Source organism: Burkholderia diffusa, assembly GCF_902499115.1.
Taxonomy (GTDB): Bacteria; Pseudomonadota; Gammaproteobacteria; order Burkholderiales; family Burkholderiaceae; genus Burkholderia; species Burkholderia diffusa.
Map to the genome: position 1 here is coordinate 90,407 of NZ_CABVPN010000025.1, position 22,284 is coordinate 112,690.

The window sequence follows — 22,284 nt, forward strand, 5'->3', positions numbered from 1 at the left end:
ATGGTCGCTGTGCCGGTGTGCCGATGCTACCCGGCGCCCCGCCGAAACGGATCGTGTTCGCGCAGCTCGTCGACGTACGCGTGGATATGCTCGGTCTCGCGTTCGAGAAAGCGCGCGACCGCATCGGAGAACGCCGGATGCGCGAGCCAGTGCGCGGAATGCGTGACGGTCGGCAGGAAGCCGCGCGCGAGCTTGTGCTCGCCCTGCGCACCGCCCTCGAACGTGTCGAGCCCGGCCTCGATGCAGAACTCGAGCAACTGGTAGTAGGCAGTTTCGAAATGCAGGCAGGGCACGTGTTCGAGCGCGCCCCAGTAGCGGCCGTACAGCGTGCCGCCGATGCCGTTCGCGCCGCGCCGGTACACGGCGAGCGAGCTCGCGATCGGCTTGCCGTCGGCCTCGGCGATCACGAGCAGCAGGTTCTCCGGCATCGTCGCGCCGATCGCGCGGAAGAAGTCGAGGTTCAGGTACGGGCTCGAATAGTGCTCGCGGTAGGTCTGCCGGTAGCAGCGCGTGAAGAAGCGCCAGTCGGCGTCGGTGATCTGCTCGCCGGCGAGCCGCCGGAACGTGACACCGGCATCGCGCACCTTGCGCCGTTCCGCGCGGATGTTCTTGCGCTTCTTCTGCTCGAGCGTGCCGAGGAAGTCGTCGAAGTCGCGATAGCCGTCGTTGAGCCAGTGGAACTGCACGCCTTCGCGCAGCATCATCCCCATCGATTCGAGCAGCCGCGCTTCGTCGCCGGTCGGGAACAGCACGTGCAGCGACGACACGTCGCTCTGCTCGGCGAACGCCAGCAGCGTGGCCGCGAGCCGGCGGCGTGCGTCGTCGTCGGCGGCGAGCAGGCGCGTGCCCTGCACGGGCGTGAACGGCACCGCGCACAGCAGCTTCGGGTAATAGGGCAGGTTGTTGCGCTGGTACGCGTCGGCCCACGCCCAGTCGAACACGTATTCTCCGTACGAATGCTGTTTCGCGTAGACGGGGGCGGCGGCCGCGAGCCGGCCCGTGCGCGCGTCGGTCAACGTGACGAAGTGCGGCGACCAGCCGGTGTCGTCGACCGCGCAGCGCGCGACGTGCAGCGCGTCGAGGAATTCGTGGCGCAGGAACGGCGTCGGCTGCGCGTCGCGCTCGAGCAGCGCGTTCCATTCGTCGGCCGGCACCTCCGCGGGGGACGACAGGATGCCCGTGCGATAATCGATGCGTTCGTGTTTCAAGCGTGAATCCGTACTGTTGGATGCCGCCGGATGCGTGCCGCCGTGGCCCGCGTCCGGGACGATTTCGTCAGCCGTTCAGGGCGCGCCACCGGGCTGCGCCAATCCCGTCATGAAGACCCGACTCGCTCTCGCCCAGATCAACGTCACCGTCGGCGATTTCGCCGGCAACGTCGCGCGGATCGTCGCTGCCGCCCGCGCCGCGCACAACGATGGTGCGCACCTGATGATCGCGCCCGAACTCGCGCTGTCCGGCTACCCGCCGGAAGACCTGCTGCTGCGGCCCGCGTTCTACACGGCGGCGGCCGCCGCGCTCGACACGCTCGCCGATGCGCTGCGCGCGTTCGACGGGCTCGCGGTGCTGGTCGGCCATCCGTTGCGGAGCGCAGGCGGCGATGCGTCGGGCGGCGATCCGCACGCGCCAGCCGTCGATGGTAATGCAAACCGCCCGATCGAGCGCGGCGTGCCGCCGACCGACACCTACAACGCGGTGTCGCTGATCGTCGGCGGCGAGATCGTCGGTACGTACCGCAAGCAGGATCTGCCGAACGCAGACGTGTTCGACGAGAAGCGCTACTTCGCGACGGACACCGAGCCGCTCGTGTTCGAGCTCAACGGCGTCAGATACGGCGTGATCATCTGCGAGGACGCCTGGCATGCGTCGGCCGCACAGATCGCGAAGGCTGCGGGCGCGCAGGTGCTGCTGATCCCGAACGGTTCCCCGTACCACATGAACAAGGAAGCGCTGCGCATCGACATCCTGCGCGCGCGGATCCGCGAAACCGGGCTGCCGATGGTGTACGTGAACCTCGTCGGCGGCCAGGACGAGCTCGTGTTCGACGGCGGCTCGTTCGTGCTCGACGCGCAGGGCGCGCTCGTCGCGAAGATGCCGCAGTTCGACGAAGGGCACGCGATCGTCGAATTCGACGGGCCGCGCCCGCTGCCCGGCGCGATCGCGCCCGAGCTGCCGGTCGACGCGCAGGTCTATCGCGCGCTCGTGACCGGCGTGCGCGACTACATCGGCAAGAATGGTTTTCCCGGTGTGCTGATCGGGCTGTCGGGCGGCGTCGATTCGGCGCTGGTGCTCGCGGTCGCCTGCGACGCGCTTGGGCCGGAGCGCGTGCGCGCGGTGATGATGCCGTCGCGCTACACGGCCGACATCTCGACCACCGACGCGGCGGAGATGGCGCGGCGCGTCGGCGTGCGTTACGACGAGATCGCGATCGCTCCGATGTTCGACGCGTTCCGTGCGGCGCTCGCGGGCGAATTCGCGGGCCGCGCGGAGGACGCGACGGAAGAGAACATCCAGGCGCGCATCCGCGGCACGCTGCTGATGGCGCTGTCGAACAAGTTCGGCTCGATCGTGTTGACGACCGGCAACAAGAGCGAGATGGCGGTCGGCTACTGCACGCTGTACGGCGACATGGCCGGCGGCTTCGCGGTGATCAAGGACATCGCGAAAACGCTGGTCTACCGGCTGTGCCGCTATCGCAACGCAACGACAGAGTACGAACTGCGCGACGTGATTCCCGAGCGGATCCTGACGCGCGCGCCGTCGGCCGAGCTGCGCGAGAACCAGACGGACCAGGACAGCCTGCCGCCGTACGACGTGCTCGACGCGATCATGCGGATGTACATGGAGGAGGACCGGCCGCTCGCGGAGATCGTCGCGGCCGGCTATGCGGAGGCCGACGTCGCGCGCGTGACGCGACTCATCAAGATCAACGAATACAAGCGCCGCCAGGCGCCGATCGGTATTCGCGTCACGCATCGCGCATTCGGGCGCGACTGGCGCTATCCGATCACGTCACGCTTTACCGAACGTCTCGACTGAGCCGTGCTGGGCCGTACGCGGCCGGCCGGCTTACAATCGGGATCGCGATTTTGCATCCAAACGAGCATTGAGGGACAACCATCATGAAACGCATCACCGCCATCATCAAGCCGTTCAAGCTGGACGAAGTCCGCGAAGCGCTCGCCGAAGTGGGCCTCACCGGCCTGACCGTGACGGAAGTGAAGGGCTTTGGCCGCCAGAAAGGGCACACCGAGCTGTATCGCGGCGCCGAATACGTGGTCGACTTCCTGCCGAAGATGAAGATCGAGGTGGTCGTCGCGGAAGCGCAGGTCGACCAGGTGATCGATGCGGTGATCGGCGCGGCGCGCACGGGCAAGATCGGCGACGGCAAGATCTTCGTGTCGGACGTCGAGCGCGTGATCCGCATCCGCACCGGCGAAGAGAACGAAGCGGCGGTCTGAGCGCCGCTTCGGGCCGTGGATCGCTCGATCCCGGCTCGCCAATAAAAAACGGTGCGGATACCCGGGTGGGTACCGCACCGATACGCGCCTCTCGCAGCAGCGTGGAAAGTGTTGTCGAATCGTTCTCTGGACGGCGCCTGATCAGAACAGGTGCTGGATGCCGGCGTAGACGCCGGTCTGGCTGCCGCCCGGATGCGGGTTGCCCGTCGAGACGGCCGTGCCGGCGCCGTTCGCGTTCAGGCCGAAGTTGGCCGTCGAGCTGTTGCGCACCGTCGCGACCTGCACGTCGAACAGCGTGCGCTTCGAAATGTTGTACGAGCCGCCGACCGTGTAGATGTTCGCGTTGCCGCCGCCGTGGTTGGCGTTCACGTGGTACACGGCCGCGATCAGCGCTGCCGCCGGCGTTGCCTGCCACGTCACGCCACCCCAGACCTGCTGGGTGCCGGTGATGCCGTTGTTGACGGCCGGGCCGCCGCTGCCGTCCGCGTGCGACGACTGGTAGGCCGCCTGCACCTTGAACTGGCCGAGGAACACGTTCACGCCCGCAAAGTATTCACGCGAGTAGTTGAACACGTCCGAGAAGCGGCCGTTGCTGTCGCGCGTTTCGTCGTAGATGCCGCGCAACTGGAACAGCGAGTTCGTGTAGGTAACCTGCGCGCCGGCTGCACGACCCGGCTGGCCGGCCGTCGTGTTGCCGTTGAAGCTGGTCGAGTTCGAGAACGCGAACTGGCCGTAGAAGTCGAAGCCGTAGAACTGCGGCGACTGGTACGACACGTTGTTGCTGGTCTTGTTCCAGTTGCGGCCGCGCACGAGCGATGCCGACGACCAGCTCGACTGGCCCAGCGGATCGAAGTCCCACACGCCGTTGGCGATCGCGAGTTCGCGACCCAGCAGCAGCGTACCGTAGCGGTCGTTCGAAATGCCGACGGTCGCGAAACGATCCCAGATCGAGCCGCTGAAGCCGCCCGTCATCGTGTTGAACGCGCCTTCGAGGTGGAACAGGACCTTATTGCCGCCGCCGATGTCCTCGCTGCCCTTCAAGCCCCACAGGCTCGTGCCCCAGTCGCCGCTTTCCGCGCGCACTTGGTGGCCATTCTGCAGGCCGTTCAAGTACTCGATGCCGGCATCCAGACGGCCATACAGCGTGACGCTGCTCTGCGCGTGCGCCGTAACCACCCCAGCAGCCATCAGCGCGGCCGCGACCAAAGCTTTCTTCATCATCTCCTCCATACCCTGTCAAAAAGTCAACCCAGACTGCACGAGATGCCCGGAGCAGCGAGCGCCGGGCAAAAGCGAAAAGCGGGATAACCAGGGAGACCTCGTGCAGGGCCGGTAAGCGCGGCACGCGGGCAAGCGGACGGAAAACCGTTGAGCGGTCCCGCGCGGCCGGGTCGGCTTGCGGGGTCTCCTTGTTGTGTCGTGAAGCTAAACTACATTTCACGAACTTCGTTTTGCTACTTTGGTTACTAATTTAGCAAAAATACAATTTTGTGGCGACGGAAATCGTTGTTTGACTAACACGTGTCGCCAATTTGCCATGCAACACGGTGCGCGGCGGGCATCGCGGAGCCGGTCGATTACCGGAAAACCCTTGTCCGGCAAGGCAGACATGGATTCCGCGGCGATGGGTCAAGGATTGCCACTATTGACGTTGCCGGAGCGCGAGCGTAAGCACGGAAGCGACAAAATTGGTAAGTATTTCGTAATAAGTAGGCGGCGGCCTGCTGCGGCCGGCGTGATGCCGGAAACGGTCGGGCGGCAGGGTGGCAGCGCCCGTCGTACAAGCGTTTCCGACTCAACCTTGCTCGGGCCGTGCGGCGAGCAATTGCGCGTGAAGCCATCGGTGCGCGTCGCTGCGCGCGTGCTTCGCGTGCGAGTAGACCTTCACCGTGTAGCGCGGGATCTCGAACGGCGCGGGGAAGATGCGGATCGGCGCCGCGTGGCGCAGCGCCTGCGCGGCACGGTTCGGCACCGTCATCAGGAGTGCCGATTCCGCGATCACGAACGGTGCGGCCAGCACGCTCGGCAACTGCACGGCGACCTGCCGTGCGAGGCCGAGGCGGTCGAGCACGTAGTCGATGACGCCGCGCGACTCGTTCCACGGCGTGACGACCACGTGGCGTGCCGCGAGGTACTGGTCGAGCGTCAGGCGCCGGTGGATGTCGGGATGCGTGGCGCTCGCGATCACGATGTAGTCGTCCGAGAACCAGTCGAAATCCTCGATACCCGGCGCGTCTGCGGCCGACTCCTCGTGATAGCCGAGCGCGAAGTCGATCCGGCCGGCCGCGAGTTCGTCGATCGAAATCTTGCGGTCGGAGTGGACGACGCGGATCCGCAGCCGCGGCGCGACCTGCTCGATGCGCGCGAGCAACGCCGGCAGCACGGCGAATGCCGTGTAGTCGCTCGCGGCGAACACGAACGTATGGTCACTTTGCGCGGGATCGAAGCGGCGTGCGCGGGCGAGCCCCCTCGACATCGTGTCGAGCGCATCGCCGGCCCAGGTGGCGATGTCGTCGGCGCGCACGGTCGGCTGCATCTCGTTGCCGAGCCGCACAAACAGCGCATCGCCGATCGCGTCGCGCAGCCGGGCGAGCGCGTGGCTCAGCGCGGACGGGCTCATCGCCAGCTCGTGCGCGGCCGCGGCGACCGACCGGTGGCGGTACAGCGCGTCGAACGCGAGCAGCAGGTTCAGGTCGAGACGGCGCAGGTCGGGATGCATCATGTTCATGTCAGGATGAAGAAACTGCACTTCCTGCAGTTGAGCCGTGAACGTAGCATGTCGATCTGTCCGACGCCAGGCGCGCTTGCGCGGGTGCCGCATTCCGTTTTCAATCCGGGCCGAAGGAGGGCTCCCCACCGTGCAAATCGACATTCGTTCCGCCACCGTCGCCGACGTGCCGCAAATCCTGCGTTTCATCACCGAGCTGGCCATCTACGAGAAGGCGGAGCATGAAGTGGTCGCGACGCCCGCGTCGCTCGAGCGCAGCCTGTTCGGCGAAGGGTCGCCCGCGCGCGCGCTGATCTGCGAGGTCGACGGCGAGCCGGCCGGCTTCGCCGTGTATTTCTTCTCGTATTCGACGTGGCTCGCCCGGCAGGGGCTCTATCTCGAGGATCTGTACGTGTCGCCGCGCTTTCGCGGCGCGGGTGCCGGGCTGCGGCTGCTGAAGGCGCTCGCGCGCATCGCCGTGGACACCGGATGCGGGCGCTTCGAATGGAGCGTGCTCGACTGGAACGAGCCGGCGATCCGTTTCTACGAGAGCGTCGGCGCCGCGCCGCAGAGCGAATGGGTGCGTTACCGGCTCGCGGGCGATGAACTGCGCGCATTCGCCGACAGCGAACCGGTGAGCGCCGCGTAAACGCAAAACGGGCGCCGCGCGGCGAACCGCGGGCGCCCGTTCGCGTGTCGCGCGCGTTACTTGAGACTACCCGACAGGAACCCGCGCAGGCGTTCGCTCTTCGGGTTGGCGAACACCTCGGACGGCACGCCTTCTTCCTCGACGCGCCCCTGGTGCAGGAACATCACGTGATTCGACACGTTGCGCGCGAAACCCATCTCGTGCGTGACGACGATCATCGTGCGGCCTTCCTCGGCCAGCTTCTGCATCACCTTCAGCACTTCACCGACCAGTTCCGGGTCGAGCGCCGACGTGGGCTCGTCGAACAGCATGACGTCCGGATGCATCGCCAGCGCGCGCGCGATCGCGACACGCTGCTGCTGCCCGCCCGACAGGTGCGACGGATACTGCTTCTCGACGCGCGGCGCGAGGCCGACCTTTTCGAGATACTCGCGCGCACGCTCTTCGGCTTCCTTCTTCGGGATGCCGAGCACGTTGACGGGCGCTTCCATCACGTTCTCGATCACGTTCATGTGCGACCAGAGATTGAAATGCTGGAACACCATCGACAGCTTGGTGCGCACGCGCTGCAGCTGCTTCGAATCGGCCGCGCGCAGCGCGCCCGTCTTGTCCGGCGTGGTGCGCACTTCCTCGCCGTCGACGATGATGCGGCCCGCGTTCGGCTGCTCGAGGAAGTTGATACAGCGCAGCATCGTGCTCTTGCCGGAACCGGACGAGCCGATCACGCTGATCACGTCGCCCGAGTTCGCTTTCAGCGACACGCCCTTGAGCACCTCGTTGTCGCCGTACCGCTTGTGCAGATCGTCGACGAAAAGCTTCTGAGTCTGGGAATTCATCAATAGTCCTGCGAAAACTTACTTGCCTTGCGGGCGCAGATACGCGAGCCAGCGACGCTCGGCCTGGCGGAACAGCCACACGAGCGTGAACGAGATCACGAGATAGAGCAGGGCGGCGATCCCGAATGCGTGGAACGACATGTAGGTCGCCGAGTTCACGTCGCGCGCGATCTTCAGGATATCCGGCACGGTCGCGGTGAACGCGACGGTGGTCGCGTGCAGCATCAGGATCACTTCGTTGCTGTACAGCGGCAGCGCGCGGCGCAGCGCCGATGGCAGGATCACGCGGCGATACATCGTGAACGGCGTCATCCCGTATGCGCGCGCGGCTTCGATCTCGCCGTATGACGTCGCCTTGATCGCGCCCGCGAAAATCTCGGTGGTGTACGCGCAGGTGTTCAGCGTGAACGCGAGCAGCGTGCAGTGCATCCCGTCGCGGAAGAACGCATCGAGTAGCGGCGTGCCGCGCACGACCTGCAGGCTGTAGAGGCCGGTGTAGCAGAGCAGCAATTGCACGTACAGCGGTGTGCCGCGGAACACGTACGTGTAGAGCCACACGGCGCTCGACAGCCACTTCCTTTTCGACACGCGGGCTACCGCGAGCGGCACCGACAGGCAGAAGCCGAGTCCGATCGACACGACCAGCAGCCACAGCGTGATTGCGACGCCGGTGATCCGGAAGCCGTCGGTGTAGAGGTAGTTGCGCCAGTATTCTTGGATGAGTTCGATCATAGGTCAGCCTTGCGGACACCGGTCGAGTAGCGCTTTTCGAGCCACATCAGCACGAAGTTCGAGATCGTCGTGATGGCGAGGTAGACCGCTCCCGCGATCAGCGTGAAGAAGAAGAACCGCAGCGTGCCCTTGCCGGCGTCCTGTGACGCCTTCACGACGTCCGCGAGGCCGATGATCGACACCAGTGCGGTCGACTTCACGAGCACCTGCCAGTTGTTGCCGATGCCTGGCAGCGCGAAGCGCATCATCTGCGGGAACATGATCCGCGTGAACACCTGCCAGTTCGTCATTCCGTATGCGCTGCCGGCCTCGAGCTGGCCGCGCGGCACCGACAGGAACGCGCCGCGGAAGGTCTCGGTGAAGTACGCGCCGTAGATGAAGCCGAGCACGAGCACGCCGGCGAGGAACGGGTCGATGTCGATCTGGTCCCAGCCGAGTGCATCGGTCGCCATGTTCAGCCAGATCTGCAGGCTGTAGAACAGCAGCAGCATCAGCACGAGGTCGGGCACGCCGCGGATCAGCGTGGTGTAGACGGTGCCGGCGCCGTGCGTGAAGCGGTTGCGCGACAGCTTCGCGCCCGCGCCGAGCAGGCCCAGCAGGAACGAGAGCGCGAGCGAAAGCACCGCCAGTTTGACGGTTTGCCAGGTGCCTGCGAGGATCAGCGGGCCGTAGCCTTGTAGAAACATATGTGGTCCCTGGTGTGGTCCCGGACGGCGCACGCGGTGCGCCGCGAAAGACGCGCCCGCCAAGCTGCGCGGAACGCCCCGTGCGTATCATGTCCGTCCGCCCCCGGCAACGGTGCCGGGCCGGCCCGTCGCGGGGAGCGGCGGGCGAGGCGCGGGCGGCGCGTGGTTGACTGCCTGTACTGCCGGACGCGGGGCGCCCCCGCATCCGCTTCCCGTCATTGTCGGCGCTCAGCGAGCCGAGTAGACGCTGAACGAGAAATACTTGCGCGACAGTCGGTCGTACGTGCCGTCCTTGTGCATGTCGGCCAGCGCCTTGTTGATCTTGAGCTTCAGGTCCGTGTCTTCCTTGCGCAGGCCGATCGCGGTGCCGTCGCCGATCGTCTTCGGATCCTTCACTTCCGGACCGGCGAACGCGAAGCCCTTGCCGCGCGGCGTGCGCAGGAAGCCGTAGTCGGCCTGCAGTTCATCCTGCAGCGTCGCGTCGAGGCGGCCCGAGCCGAGGTCGGCATAGACCTGGTCCTGGTTCTGGTAAGGAATGATCGTCACGCCTTGCGGTTCCCAGTACGCCTTCGCGTAGGATTCCTGCGTCGAACCTTGCTCGACGCCGACGTGCTTGCCCTTGAGCGACGCGACCGTCGGCAGCAGCGGCGAGCCGGCCTTCGCGATCATCCGCGCGGGTGCGTCGTACACCTTGTCGGAGAAGTCAATCTGCTCGCGACGCTTGTCCGTGACGGTCAGCGACGACACGATGACGTCGTACTTCTTCGCCTTCAGCGCGGGGATGATCCCGTCGAGATCTTGCGCGACCCACACGCACTTCACGTTGATGCGCTTGCAGATTTCCTTGGTGAGATCGACGTCGAAACCGACGATCTCGCCGCTCGGCGCGGTCGACTCGAACGGCGGGTAGCTGGCGTCGACACCGATCCGCACGGTCTTCCACTCTTTCGCGAAGGCGCTGCCCGCCACGAGGGCGAGGGCGGCGCACAGGGCGGCCTTCTTCATTTCCATCCTTTTGTCGCTCACTTCCGGGAGGGCGCTCGCGGCCGGTCGGGCCGGGCGCCGCGGCGTATTCTAGACGGCCAAAATTCGTGTTTCGGCGCGCTGGCAACGGCGCTCGCCGGACGGGCGAACGCCAAAAGGGCGGTATTTTACCCGAACGCGATACCCGGAAAACGGCAATCCGGCGTGACCGATGGATTCTTCGATCTGCTCGTTGCGGCAATCGTGGTATTCGCAACGAGCATTGCGTCGATTGGTTTCGTGAGTGCAACGATGCGGTGCGCGGACGGCGGATTGTGGCGCGCTTGGCGCGCCCCTACAGTGCAGGTAAACCCGAAGAAAGAATGTCTGCCCTGCCGGAGTGCCCGCCCCATGTTCCAGATCCGCCGCGCCGCCGACCGCTGCCACACGCGCCAAGGCTGGCTCGAGTCGAGTCACAGCTTTCCGCTTGTCGGCCACGCCGAGGCCGCGCATCCGCCGTTCGGCGCGCTGCGCGTGCTGAGCGAGGACCGGATCGCGCCGACGCGCGGCTTCGGGATGCAGCCGCGCCGCGACCTAGAAATCGTCACCTACGTATTGGACGGCGCGCTCGCGCATCGCGACAGCCTTGGCAACGGCGCCATCGTGCGGGCCGGCGGCATCCAGCGGATGAGCGCCGGCACGGGGCTCATGCACAGTGAAACCAATGCGTCGCGCGACCGGGTGCTGCATCTGCTGCAGATCTGGCTGCAGCCGGCCGAGCGCGGCGGGCGGCCCGGTTACGCTCAACGGCGTTTCGCCGACGACGAGAAGCGCGGCCGCCTGCGGCTCGTCGCGTCTGCGGACGGCGACGACGGCGCGCTGTCGATCGGTGCGGATGCGCGGATCTTCGTGGGGCTGCTTGACGGCGACGAGGAGGTGGCAATCGGCGTGCCGGCCGGACGCGGTACTTATGTGCACGTCGCGCGCGGCGACGTGGAAGTCAACGGCCACGCGCTGGCCGCGGGCGACGGCGCGCGGATCGCCGGGGTGGACGCGATCGCGTTCGCACGCGGCCGGGCGGCCGAGGTGCTGCTGTTCGACGTCGCCTGAAACGAAACAGGGGACGCGGGCCGAGTACCCGCGTCCCCCGCGATGCCGCCCGGGGAGGCGGCCCGCCGGCTTACTGCGCCGGCGCCGACGCGGCCTTTGCCGCGCGGTGCTGCTGCCAGCGTTCCTTCATCGTCTCGTGACGCTGCTCCATCCGCGCGAATTGCTGCTTCAGCGCGGTGCTGACCGTCGTTTTCTGCTGGTCGTTCAGTCCGTTGTAGAACGCGAGCCAGGCGGCCGAACTCTGCTCGCGCAGCTGCGCATTCTGCTGCTCGGCCTGCTGGCGGGCGGCGTGCATCGCGTTCAGGTCGAGGATCGGCTGATTCTGCTGCGCCTTGAATTGCTCGCGCATCTGCTCGTGGCTCTTGCGCATCGCCTCATGGTTCTGCTTCATCGTGTTGACGGCCGTCTGCCATTGCTGCTCCTGCGATGCGTTGAGCTTCAGCTGATCGTGCAGCTTCATGATCACGCCGAACGGGCCGCCGTCATGGCCGCCGTGCATCTGGTGCATGCCGGGGCCGCCCGGCGGCGGCATGTCGGTGGGCTGCGCGGCATGCGCGGTGCCGAATGCGAGAGCGAGCACAGTGGCGGCCGCAATGGCCACGCGGGAAGTGTTCTTATACATTTCAGAAACTCCTGTATCCAAAGGGTCCGGCGATGCGGTGCGCGGGTGACGCGAATGCCGCATCCGGTAAGACGCAGGTTAGCGGCGCGTGCCCCGGCGGATGTTACGTGGGGTGGCTGCCGGGTTACGGTGCATTACAGTTCCCTTGCGTCGTAACCCGCAGTAACCCTTTCGTTCCTTTGAACCGTTCTTCGACTCCGCGCTCGCGCGGTAAACTTCGAGCCATGACTACCCAGATCCTCATCGTCGACGACGACCAAGAACTCCGTGACCTGCTGCGCGACTATCTCGTGCGCCAGGGGATGGAAGTGTCCGTGCTGCACGACGCGGCGACGCTCGAGAAGCGTCTCGAGCGCGAGCGGCCCGACCTGATCGTGCTGGACCTGATGATGCCCGGCGTGGACGGCCTGACCGCGCTGCGCCAGCTGCGCGCGGCCGGCGACGACATCCCCGTGATCATGCTGACGGCGCGCGCGGACGACGTCGACCGCATCGTCGGGCTCGAACTCGGCGCGGACGACTACCTCGGCAAGCCGTTCAACCCGCGCGAGCTGCTCGCGCGCGTCCAGGCCGTGCTGCGCCGCCGCCGGGCGACGCCGTCGGCGGCGGCACCCGAGCAGCGCGAGCCGTTCGCGTTCGGCCGCTTCGTGCTCGACTTCCAGGGGCGCACGCTGTCGGTCGACGGCAAGCCGGCGACGCTGTCGAGCAGCGAATTCGCGCTGCTGAAGATCTTCGTGAACCACTCGCTGCGCACGCTCACGCGCGAGCGGTTGCTCGAGCTGCTGCACGGGCCCGAGTACGACGGCACCGACCGCGGCATCGACGTCCAGGTGTGGCGCCTGCGCCGCATCCTGGAAACGGATCCGTCGACGCCGCGCTTCATCCAGACGGTCCGCGGGCGCGGCTACGTGTTCGTGCCCGACGGCGAGGCCCATGCGCAAACCCATTGATTCACTGTTCGGACGGCTGGCGCTGCTGGTCGTCGGCGTGCTGCTCCTGTCGCACTTCGCGTGGTTCTTCGCGATGCGCCTCGAGCGCAGCCAGATGCAGACGCGTTACGCGGTCGAGGAGGCCGCCTTCCTCGTCGACGCCGTGCGCCAGCACGTCGAGCGCACGCCCGACCAGCCGCTGCCGTCACGGGTGCGGCTGGTGTCGCCGGACAGTCCCGACGTGCCGACGAGCGCAGGCTCGAACCTGCCGGCGCCGCTCAAGCGTTTCCGCGACGACGTGAGCGAGCGCATGCCGGCCGGCACCCGGGTCGAGATCGGCGCGCCGGGCCATCCGCCGGTGCTGTGGGTCAAGGAACCGACCGATCGCAACTGGATCGTGGTGCCGGTGCAGCCGCTGCGCCCGCCGCGCTCGCTCGACCGGATGCTGCTGTGGCTCGGCACGATCTTCTCGGCAGGCGTGATCGCCGCGCTGTTCGCGGCCTGGCAACTGCAGCAGCCGCTGCGCTCGCTGGCGCGCGCGGTCGCGCGCTTCGGCCGCGGCCAGCCGGTGCCGCCGCTGCGCGAGCGCGGCCCGCGTGAGCTGCGCCAGCTCACACACGGCTTCAACCAGATGGTGGAACAGGTGTCGCAGGCCGAGAGCGATCGCGCGGTGATGCTGGCCGGCGTCGCGCACGACCTGCGCACGCCGCTCGCGCGGATGCGCCTGCGCGCGGAAATGATGGACGACGCGCGGCTGCGCGACGGTGTGGTGCGCGATGTCGACTCGATGTCGCACATCGTCGACCAGTTCCTCGTGTTCGCGCACGGCGGGGCGGACCGCAGCGAGCCCGTGCCGGTCGACCAGACCTGCGAGCGGATCGCGCGCAGCTATCGCGCGGTCGCACCGAACGCGCCGGCGGTCCAGACGCATCTGGCCGCCGACGAAGGTTTCTGCCTGCCGACCGCGACGCTCGACCGGATCCTCTCGAACCTGCTGGACAATGCGCATGCGTACGGCGCGCCACCCGTGCTCGTCGAGACGGCGCGTACGCCGACGGGTTACGTGCTGTCGGTCAGCGACAGCGGCGGCGGGATCGCGCCGCGCGACCTCGCGGCCGCGACGCGGCCGTTCGTGCGGCTCGACCCGGCGCGCGGCGGCAACGGCCACAGCGGGCTCGGGCTCGCGATCGTCGAGCGGTTGGTGCTGAGGCTGGGCGGGGCGTGCGAGATCGGCAATCGTCCCGAGGGCGGCCTGCGCGTGGCGATGACGTTCCCGTTCGACGCGGTGCCGAAGGACGAACTGCACGCCCAGGCCGCATAAGCGGCGGATGCGGCGCCTGCCGGGCAGGCGCCGCGTGGCATCATTCGCCGAACAGCGTGCCGAGCGTCTCGGCGGCGTTGCTGTCGATGGTGTTGTAGGTCACGCTCGTGGCCTCGAAGATATAGACGGTCGTGTAGCGGCCGAGGCGCTCCAGAATCTCCTCCTGCAGCGATTCCGGCACGATGTTCATGTTCAGGTACCATGCCGTCGACGACAGCCGCGTCTGGAACGACCCATACTCCTGCATCAGCTCGTAGAACGCATCGGCATCCTGATCGCGGCAGACGATCACCAAGTTTCCTGCCATTCCCTTCCTCCCGCTGGTCGGTCGATCCCTGGCGGCTGTGGTCAACACCGACGCCAGGGGCTAGCCCCGATCATACCTGCTTCGCCGCAATCGTCCGCTGACGTCCGGCACGGTTTGCGTCCGCGTGCGGTTGGCGGGTTCCCGGCCGGCCCAGATCACGGCATAATTCGGGGCCTGCATGCCGGCCGGAGGACCGCGGTCGGGCTGCTCCGTATCCCACGCCTGTTGTTCGCCCGCGTGCCGGGCACGATCCGTGCGCCGTTCGCGCGTCGCGCGGCCCCGCGCCGGCCCCGGACGGTTGAACCTGAAATACAGGTTGGTGTAGTGTCGTGCCGTCGCGGCCCGACTCGCCGCGCCGGGAGCGCAGCCTGCACGCACGGCGCCTCGCGCCGGCGTCAGATCGTGAATCAATCGAATTACCGCGTCGAATTACCGCGCCCGTGCGCTTTGCCATGAATCAACATCGTCTGCCGGCTTCGTTCGGCCTTACCGGGGAGGGCGCCTGATGGACGTCGGATTCTTCAATCCGAACCGGACCGCCAACGCGTCCGCGTGGCGCGTTCTGCCGAACCGGTGGGACTTCATCGCGTTCCCGCTGATCATCTGCCTGATCGCGATGGCGGTCGTCGGCTTTCATGAAACGATGGCGCCGATCGGGACCCTTCAGACCCAGAAGATCTCGCTCGATCCGTCGAACCTGCCCGAATACGCGTTGCGCACCACGCTGCGGATGCTCGCCGCGATGGTCGCGTCGCTCGCGTTCACGCTGATCTACGGCACGCTCGCCGCGAAAAGCCGCCGCGCCGGCATGGTGCTGATCCCGATCCTCGACATCCTGCAGTCGGTGCCGGTGCTCGGCTTCATCTCGTTTACGGTGACGTTCTTCCTCGCGCTGTTCCCGAGCCGCGTGCTCGGCGCCGAACTGGCCGCGATCTTCGCGATCTTCACGAGCCAGGCGTGGAACATGACGTTCAGCTTCTACCAGTCGCTGCGCACGGTGCCGCGCGATCTGGACGAAGTGTCGCGCGGCTTCCACCTGACGTCGTGGCAGCGCTTCTGGAAGCTCGAGGTGCCGTTCTCGATGCCGGGACTGATCTGGAACATGATGATGTCGATGTCGGGTGGCTGGTTCTTCGTCGTCGCGTCGGAGGCGATCACCGTCGGCAACCAGACCATCACGCTGCCCGGGATCGGCGCGTATCTTGCCCAGGCGATCTCGGACAAGAACCTCGGTGCGATCGGCTGGGTGATCCTGACGATGACGGTGGTGATCCTGGCCTATGACCAGTTCCTGTTCCGCCCGCTGATCGCGTGGGCCGACAAGTTCCGGATGGAGAACACCGCGTCGGGCGACGCACCGCAATCCTGGCTGCTCGACCTCGTGCGCCGTACGCGCCTGATCCATCAGCTGCTCGTGCCGGCCGGCTGGTTCTTCGCGAAGGCCGCGCGGATTCCGCTGCGTCTGCCGCTGTCGGGCGCGATGCGCTTCACGCTGCCCAAAGTCGAGAAGAAGGCGTCGCGCACGGTCGACATCGCGTGGGCGGTGTTCTTGCTGCTCGGCACGGCCTATATCGTGTGGCGTGTCGTCAGCTTCGTGTCGACCGGCGTGACGATGGCCGAAGTCGGCCACGTGATCATGCTCGGGCTCATCACACTGCTGCGCGTGGTCGTGCTGATTTCGATCGCGTCCGTGATCTGGGTACCTGTCGGCGTGTGGGTCGGGCTGCGCCCGAAACTCGCCGAGAAGCTGCAGCCGCTCGCGCAGTTCCTCGCCGCGTTCCCGGCGAACCTGCTGTTCCCGGTGTTCGTGATCGTGATCGCGCGCTTCCATCTGAACGCCGATATCTGGCTGTCGCCGCTGATCGTGCTCGGCACGCAGTGGTATATCCTGTTCAACGTCATCGCGGGCGCGACGTCCTATCCGAACGACTATCGCGAAGCCGCGACGAACTTCCGGATCCGCGGCTGGCAGTGGTGGCGCCAGGCGATCCTGCCCGGCATCTTTCCGTATTACGTGACCGGCGCGATCACCGCATCGGGCGGCGCGTGGAACGCGAGCATCGTGTCGGAAGCGGTGCAGTGGGGCACGACCAGGATCGAGGCGCACGGCCTCGGCGCATATATCGCGCAGACCACCGCCGCCGGCGACTTTCCGAAGATCATTCTGGGCATCGCCGTGATGTCACTGTTCGTTACCCTGTTCAACCGCCTGCTGTGGCGCCCGCTGTATGCCTTCGCCGAAGCGAAGCTGCGGCTCGACTGAGACCGATTGAGAGCGAAACGCGATGCACAATCCGAATGCCATAAACGCCCCCGTCCAGACGTCCCAGCCGCCGCGCCTCGGTGAGGAAATCCTGCGTGTGGATCACGTCTGCCGCGGCTTCAACAAGACGCAGGGCGAACTGCTCGTGCTCGACGACGCGAACCTGTCGCTGCGTGAAGGCGAGATCGTCGGGCTGCTCGGCCGTTCGGGCTCGGGCAAGTCCACGCTGCTGCGGATCATCGCGGGGCTGATCGAGCCGACCGGCGGTGAAGTGACCTACCTCGGCAAGCCGCTGACCGGCCCGGCCGAAGGCGTCGCGATGGTGTTCCAGACCTTCGCGCTGTTTCCGTGGCTCACCGTGCTGCAGAACGTGGAAGCCGGGCTGGAAGCGCTCGGCGTCGGCGCACGCGAGCGGCGCGAACGCGCGCTCGCCGCGATCGACCTGATCGGTCTCGACGGCTTCGAGAACGCCTACCCGCGTGAGCTGTCGGGCGGCATGCGTCAGCGCGTGGGCTTCGCGCGTGCGCTCGTGGTCGACCCGACGATCCTGCTGATGGACGAGCCGTTCTCGGCGCTCGACGTGCTGACGGCCGAAACGCTGCGTACCGACCTGCTCGACCTGTGGACGCAAGGCCGGATGCCGATTAAGTCGGTGCTGATCGTCACGCACAACATCGAGGAAGCGGTGTTCATGTGCGACCGGATCCTCGTGCTGTCGTCGAACCCGGGTCGCGTGATCGCCGAGATCAAGGTGCCGTTCAAGCATCCGCGCAACCGCCTCGACCCGGCTTTCCGCAAGCTCGTCGACGACATCTACGCGAAGATGACCGCGCGCCAGACCGGCGAGGCGACGAAGAAGGGGCTCGAGCTCGGCAGCTGGCTGCCGCAGGTGTCGACCAACCTGATGGCCGGCCTGATCGAGACGCTCGCGATGGCGCCGTACCACGGCCGCGCCGACATGCCGGAAATCGCACGTACGCTGCATCTGGAGGTCGACGACCTGTTCCCGATCGCTGAAGTGCTGCAGTACCTCGGCTTCGCCGACGTGCGGGAAGGGGACGTGTTCCTGACGCCGCCGGGGCGCGTGTTCGCGGAATTCGGCACGCAGGAGCGCAAGCTGATGTTCGCGGATCATCTGCTGAAGCACGTGCCGCTCGCCGCGCGGATCAAGAAGGTGTTGAACGAGCGCCCCGGCCATCGCGCGCCGCGCGTGCGTTTCGAGCAGGAGCTGGAGGATTTCCTGTCGGACGGCGCGGCCGAGGAAACCCTCGACGCGGTGATCGACTGGGGCCGTTACGGCGAGATCTTCTCGTACAACGACCAGACCGAAATCTTCAGTCTCGAGGACGTCGAGTCCTGATGCGGGCGGGGCGATTCCGGTGCATCCACCGGAATCGTCCGGATGCTCGCTGCGGCGGGATTCGGCCGCAGCGGGCCAAGAGCCTGCGGCTCGATCCTGGCGTCCGCAACGGGCGCCGGGTCATGGATCACCTGATTGTCGGATCGTGGCCCTGCGGGGGCGCTGCGGATGGCGTTCGCCGAGGATTCGCGCGCCCGGTTTCACTCTTCGACGGCAACGCTTCGTTCACTTCCGACGCCGTCCTTCCCTTCACCACGCGTTGAATGCCTGCCGCATCGGTGCGGCGCGCGATCGCACCCGTCCACCAGCAATAAGTATCGGGGATCGATCTGCTGATCGATCGGACTGCTTTCGGCGCTGAATATCGAATGCTGACAAGTGGTTATGAATTTCCCTACAGTTTGATATATTTGGCGCCACCAAGGCGGCTGAGAGCGCCTTGGTGGTGCGATGGCGACCGGATTGCGGCGGGTTCGCCCGACAAAAAAGAACGAGGTTAACGATGAGTTTCGCAGCAAACGGAAACCCCGACGGGATGGGAGGGGGCGGTGCGGCTTTGGTCGGCGGTTTGAGCAACCTGGGTTCGCTTGCCGGCATGGCAGGCCAACTGGGGGCGCTGACCGGCATGCCAGGCGCGGGGCTGCTGGGCGGTGCCGCGAGCGCGGTGCAACTGGCGCAAACCGGCTTGTCGCTGATGGGTAAGGCCCCGGAGTCGATCGCCGAGGCCATCAACAGCCTGACGGGTGCGCTTCCGCGCCTGACCCAGGACAATCGCTTCATCACGATCGAAACGCCACTCGGCCCGGACGTGCTGCTGGTCAGCGCGGCGATCATCGACGAACACGTCAATCAGTTAACCGAAACACATCTCGACCTGCTTTCCCATCGCAACAATATCGAACCGCAGGAAATCGTCGGGCAGCGGGTCAAGATCACGCTCGAGCCCCAGAGCCGCCATTTCAGTCTGACGCGGGTCGTGACGTCGGCGGCGGATACCGAGACGAAGCGATATTTCGACGGTTACGTTGCGTCGTTCGGCCGCGTCGGGAAATCGGGTTCGGTGACCCGCTACGAAATGTCGGTCGTGCCGTGGCTCTGGTTTCTCACCCGCTCGACCGATTGCCGAATCTTCCAGAACCAGACGCCGCAGGACATCCTGAGCGACATTTTCCGCGAGATGGGTTTTTCGGATTTCGAGTTCGCGATGCAGGGCGAACGTCCGAAGCTCGAATACATCGTCATGTACGACGAGTCGTACTACAGTTTCTGCTCGCGCCTAATGGAGCAGGAAGGGCTGATCTGGACGATCCGTTACGAAAAGGACAAGCACATCCTCGTGATCGGCGACACCAACGCGGTGTTCCAGCCGATTCCGAACCTGAAGACCATTCCGTACGAAGCCAACAGCGCGGCCAGCGAGCAGAACGGCATCGATCGATGGGACGAGGCATTCAGTTTCCGGGTCGGCAAGATCACGTACCGGGATTTCAACTACAACCAGCCGTCGTCGCAACTGATGCACGTCGAGGTGCCGACCGTCAATCTGAAGCACCCGAACATCCAGACGACGGAGCGTTACCAGTTCCATTCGCTGTATGACCACGGCGACGACGGGCAGCGTTACGCGTGCTACGCGATGGAAGCGGAAGAAGCGCTCGCGCATCGTTTCAACGGCGCCGGTCATGCGCACGGGATGACGACGAGCGGGCGCTTCACGCTGGTCAATCACGGCACGTCCGCCTACAACAACAAGGATTTCGTGATTCTTCGCGTTCGTCACCAGGTCGCGAACGACTATACCCAGCAGACCTCCAAACTGCCGTACCACAACACGTTTACGTGCCTGCCGATCGACATTCCGTTCAGGCCGGAGCGGCGTACGCCCAAGCCACACATGCAGGGCACGCAATCCGCGATCGTGGTCGGGCCGAAGGGCGAGGAAATTCACACCGACGGCAGCCGGGTCAAGCTCCATTTCCTGTGGGACCGGCGCGGCAAGCTCGACGGTTCCGATTCGATGTGGGTGCGCGTATCGCAACCATGGGCAGGCAAGGGATGGGGTGGCTCGGCGATTCCGCGGATCGGCCAGGAGGTGCTCGTCTCGTTCAATCAGGGCGATCCGGACAACCCCATCGTCGTCGGCCGTGTGTTCAACGGCGATTCGGGCAACCCGTATCACGGCAGCGGCGGCCAAACGATGGGGATGCGCAGTCAGACGCACAAGGGCGAGGGCTTCAACGAACTGCGATTCTCGGACGTGAATGGCGCCCAGGAGGTTTTTCTGCATGCGCAGAAGGACATGAAGACGATCGTCAAGGACAGCGAGTCTCACACGGTCGAATCCGGTGCGCGGAACGTGTCGGTGCTCAGAGGCGACGAGAGCAAGCATGTCGCAGAAGGCAGCCTGTCGGAAAAGATCGCGAAAGCGCGCTTCACGACGGCCAACACCGTTGGCGTGCAAGCGCTGGCTGGCGACGCCGGACCCGGCAAGCAGAGCTATCAGGCGACGGACGAGATCGAGCATCGGGTCGGCGCGAGCATCGTGACGCTGAAGCCGGACAGCATCAAGTTGTCCCACGGCGCATCGAGCATCCTGATCAATCAGAGCGGCATTTTCCTCGATGGTCCGGTGATCCACCTGAACCAGGGGCTTTTCGTCACGCCCGAGCAGGCGATGGCGATCGAGTGGGCGAATCAGCAGGCCGTCATCGCCGCGGGTCTCGCGTCTGCCGATCCGAAGGTGCAGGCCGCGGCACGCAAGCTTCAGGCGACGGTGAAGGCGCAGCAACTGGCCAAGCTGGCGGAAGCGGTGTACACGCCGGGGACGGCGCCGCCGGGATGGAAGAACGTGTCGAACGATCCGGAAGCGCTGAAGAAGTTCGGCATGCGGCCGCAAGATCTGAAGATCCCCGGCAGCAATTTCGGCGCGCAGGTCTACGCACCCGATCCCGCGGTGTTCGGTGACAGCATGAAGCCGACGCTGGCATTCAAGGGCACGCAGCCGACGGTCAAGGAGGACTGGTCGAACAACCTCAGCCAGGGGCTGGGCGACAATTCGCCGTACTACGATCGCGCCGTGACCCTCGGCAAGAAGATCTACGGCTCCGGTAATGCGGGCGGCCTCGACCTCACCGGCCATTCGCTCGGCGGCGGGTTGGCGTCGGCTGCATCGCAGGCCAGCGGCGCCGGCGCGACCACCTTCAACGCGGCAGGCCTCAATCCTGAAACGTTGCCGCTGTACGGAGCCACGCCGCGGGCGTCGTCGATCACGAACTATCGCGTCGACGGCGACATCCTGACGGGCTCGCAGGAAGGCGGGCTCGGCCCGATCAGCGATGTGACGTCCCACCTGATGCCCAAGGCCGTCGGCGAGCAGATCACCATTCCGGGCACCAGCGTGACGACGGTCCAGCGGCACATGATGGGGCAGGTGACGAGCGGATTGAATACGACCGTCGCGGAGCAGCAATCGTCGCTGCTCGGTCAACTTCAGGGACATTGATGAAATACAGCAAGGTCATCGCCGCGGGCGCGGTTGTCGCGGTAATCGGTTTGTCGTCGCCGTTCTGGTGGCCGACTCAAGCACAGGAAACAAAAATGGCAGACTTCAAACGTTACCCGCCCGAAGATTTTTTCACGGGACAGCCGCTCGAGCTGGCGCGTGCCATTCGCGACGGGAATCTGGAGCAGGTCAAGGCGCTCGCGCCGCATACCGATCTCGCTGCCCTGGGCAACAGGAAGGCGAGCCTGTTGTCGTTCGCAGTGCAGGAAGCCGTGCCGGTGAAGACGGACGCCGCCAACGTGCGCCTTCAGATCGTCAGCGAACTGGTGCGGGACGGCGCGAAGCCCGAACAACCGTTCGGCGAGAATGGCGCGAACGTTGCATATCTGGCCGCGCGGGCCGACACGCCGAACCTGCTCAAAGCGTTGCTCGCCGGCGGCATGAATCCGGATCTCAAGTACGACGGCGATACGCCGCTGCTCTTCGCGACCTGCAAGGACACGCTGTTGCCGCAAATGCGCGTACTGGTCGAGCACAAGGCGAACGTCAATGTGCGGGATTCGATGAAAGAAACCGCGCTTTTTGAAGCGACGCGCCTGCGGCAATGGGACGTCGTCGATTATCTGCTCGCGCACGGCGCCGATCCGTCGGTGAAGAACGACAACGGTCTCGCGTACGCGAAGGTCCTCGGCGACGAACTGCAACAGACGCCGAAAGGTTCGCCGCAGCAGGGCCGCATCGAAGCCATTCACAAGCGTCTGGTCGCGGCTGGCGTGCGGTAACGTCGCCCCGTGACGGTTGCGCCGGCTGCGGCCGTGCAGCCGGCGAACAGTGTC

Annotated in this window: 19 protein-coding genes; 10 read left to right on the forward strand and 9 right to left on the reverse strand. The window is 66.0% G+C overall.

Annotated elements, in window-relative coordinates:
- Nucleotides 1–26: 26 nt before the first annotated feature.
- Nucleotides 27–1,208: a GNAT family N-acetyltransferase gene (locus BTE28158_RS24060; RefSeq protein ID WP_151051061.1), complete on the reverse strand. Its 1,182-nt coding sequence runs from the start codon at nt 1,206–1,208 to the stop codon at nt 27–29.
- Nucleotides 1,209–1,317: 109 nt separating this feature from the next.
- Here BTE28158_RS24060 and BTE28158_RS24065 point away from each other — a divergent pair, with 109 nt between their 5' ends.
- Both BTE28158_RS24065 and BTE28158_RS24070 read left to right on the forward strand, forming a co-directional pair.
- On the forward strand, nt 1,318–3,039 hold the full coding sequence (locus BTE28158_RS24065) for an NAD+ synthase (protein ID WP_151051059.1): 1,722 nt from the start codon (nt 1,318–1,320) through the stop codon (nt 3,037–3,039).
- Nucleotides 3,040–3,122: 83 nt separating this feature from the next.
- A complete protein-coding gene (locus BTE28158_RS24070) occupies nt 3,123–3,461 on the forward strand; it encodes a P-II family nitrogen regulator (protein ID WP_006398637.1) in 339 nt (112 codons plus the stop codon).
- Between the two features lie 141 nt (nt 3,462–3,602).
- Here BTE28158_RS24070 and BTE28158_RS24075 read toward each other — a convergent pair whose 3' ends face one another.
- Both BTE28158_RS24075 and BTE28158_RS24080 read right to left on the reverse strand, forming a co-directional pair.
- On the reverse strand, nt 3,603–4,682 hold the full coding sequence (locus BTE28158_RS24075) for a porin (protein ID WP_059603994.1): 1,080 nt from the start codon (nt 4,680–4,682) through the stop codon (nt 3,603–3,605).
- Nucleotides 4,683–5,256: 574 nt separating this feature from the next.
- The gene (locus BTE28158_RS24080; RefSeq protein WP_151051057.1) at nt 5,257–6,183 is read right to left on the reverse strand and encodes a LysR family transcriptional regulator; all 927 of its coding nucleotides are present in this window, start codon (nt 6,181–6,183) and stop codon (nt 5,257–5,259) included.
- Nucleotides 6,184–6,319: 136 nt separating this feature from the next.
- Between BTE28158_RS24080 and BTE28158_RS24085 the strand changes: the two genes are divergently transcribed.
- The gene (locus BTE28158_RS24085; protein WP_059603708.1) at nt 6,320–6,817 is read left to right on the forward strand and encodes a GNAT family N-acetyltransferase; all 498 of its coding nucleotides are present in this window, start codon (nt 6,320–6,322) and stop codon (nt 6,815–6,817) included.
- Between the two features lie 56 nt (nt 6,818–6,873).
- Here the strand turns inward: BTE28158_RS24085 and BTE28158_RS24090 are convergent, their stop codons facing one another.
- The 4 genes from BTE28158_RS24090 to BTE28158_RS24105 form a co-directional block, all read right to left on the reverse strand.
- Nucleotides 6,874–7,653 carry an ABC transporter ATP-binding protein gene (locus BTE28158_RS24090; RefSeq protein ID WP_151051054.1) on the reverse strand — a complete coding sequence of 260 codons (780 nt, stop codon included), beginning with the start codon at nt 7,651–7,653 and terminating at the stop codon, nt 6,874–6,876.
- Nucleotides 7,654–7,671: 18 nt separating this feature from the next.
- The gene (locus BTE28158_RS24095) at nt 7,672–8,385 is read right to left on the reverse strand and encodes an ABC transporter permease (RefSeq protein WP_124621664.1); all 714 of its coding nucleotides are present in this window, start codon (nt 8,383–8,385) and stop codon (nt 7,672–7,674) included.
- Complete coding sequence (locus tag BTE28158_RS24100; protein ID WP_059603702.1) at nt 8,382–9,071, reverse strand: ABC transporter permease; 690 nt, start codon at nt 9,069–9,071, stop codon at nt 8,382–8,384. Before BTE28158_RS24100 ends, BTE28158_RS24095 begins: the two co-directional genes overlap by 4 nt.
- A gap of 228 nt (nt 9,072–9,299) precedes the next feature.
- Entirely contained in the window at nt 9,300–10,076 is a 777-nt protein-coding gene (locus BTE28158_RS24105; protein ID WP_059603989.1) for an ABC transporter substrate-binding protein, read from the reverse strand.
- A 369-nt stretch (nt 10,077–10,445) separates the two neighbouring features.
- Between BTE28158_RS24105 and BTE28158_RS24110 the strand changes: the two genes are divergently transcribed.
- Nucleotides 10,446–11,144, forward strand: coding sequence for a pirin family protein (locus tag BTE28158_RS24110; protein WP_151051068.1), 699 nt, complete (start codon nt 10,446–10,448; stop codon nt 11,142–11,144).
- 70 nt (nt 11,145–11,214) lie between these two features.
- On the opposite strand, the gene BTE28158_RS24115 is transcribed toward BTE28158_RS24110, so the two are convergent.
- Nucleotides 11,215–11,766, reverse strand: a complete 552-nt coding sequence (locus BTE28158_RS24115) for a Spy/CpxP family protein refolding chaperone (RefSeq protein WP_124621666.1) — start codon at nt 11,764–11,766, stop codon at nt 11,215–11,217.
- Nucleotides 11,767–11,990: 224 nt separating this feature from the next.
- Between BTE28158_RS24115 and BTE28158_RS24120 the strand changes: the two genes are divergently transcribed.
- A complete protein-coding gene (locus BTE28158_RS24120; RefSeq protein ID WP_059603692.1) occupies nt 11,991–12,716 on the forward strand; it encodes a response regulator in 726 nt (241 codons plus the stop codon).
- Nucleotides 12,700–14,016 (forward strand): ATP-binding protein, encoded by a 1,317-nt coding sequence (locus BTE28158_RS24125; protein WP_174920138.1) that lies wholly within the window; start codon nt 12,700–12,702, stop codon nt 14,014–14,016. The genes BTE28158_RS24120 and BTE28158_RS24125 overlap by 17 nt, the downstream gene beginning before the upstream one ends.
- A gap of 40 nt (nt 14,017–14,056) precedes the next feature.
- On the opposite strand, the gene BTE28158_RS24130 is transcribed toward BTE28158_RS24125, so the two are convergent.
- On the reverse strand, nt 14,057–14,323 hold the full coding sequence (locus BTE28158_RS24130; RefSeq protein ID WP_014896379.1) for a double-stranded DNA-specific endonuclease: 267 nt from the start codon (nt 14,321–14,323) through the stop codon (nt 14,057–14,059).
- A gap of 505 nt (nt 14,324–14,828) precedes the next feature.
- Here BTE28158_RS24130 and BTE28158_RS24135 point away from each other — a divergent pair.
- From BTE28158_RS24135 to BTE28158_RS24150, 4 genes are all read left to right on the forward strand, one after another.
- Entirely contained in the window at nt 14,829–16,586 is a 1,758-nt protein-coding gene (locus BTE28158_RS24135; protein ID WP_059603683.1) for an ABC transporter permease, read from the forward strand.
- 22 nt (nt 16,587–16,608) lie between these two features.
- Nucleotides 16,609–17,946, forward strand: coding sequence for an ABC transporter ATP-binding protein (locus tag BTE28158_RS24140; protein ID WP_059680481.1), 1,338 nt, complete (start codon nt 16,609–16,611; stop codon nt 17,944–17,946).
- Nucleotides 17,947–18,448: 502 nt separating this feature from the next.
- Nucleotides 18,449–21,448 (forward strand): type VI secretion system Vgr family protein, encoded by a 3,000-nt coding sequence (locus BTE28158_RS24145; RefSeq protein ID WP_151050287.1) that lies wholly within the window; start codon nt 18,449–18,451, stop codon nt 21,446–21,448.
- Nucleotides 21,449–21,543: 95 nt separating this feature from the next.
- On the forward strand, nt 21,544–22,230 hold the full coding sequence (locus BTE28158_RS24150; protein ID WP_244108016.1) for an ankyrin repeat domain-containing protein: 687 nt from the start codon (nt 21,544–21,546) through the stop codon (nt 22,228–22,230).
- Nucleotides 22,231–22,284 lie beyond the last annotated feature (54 nt).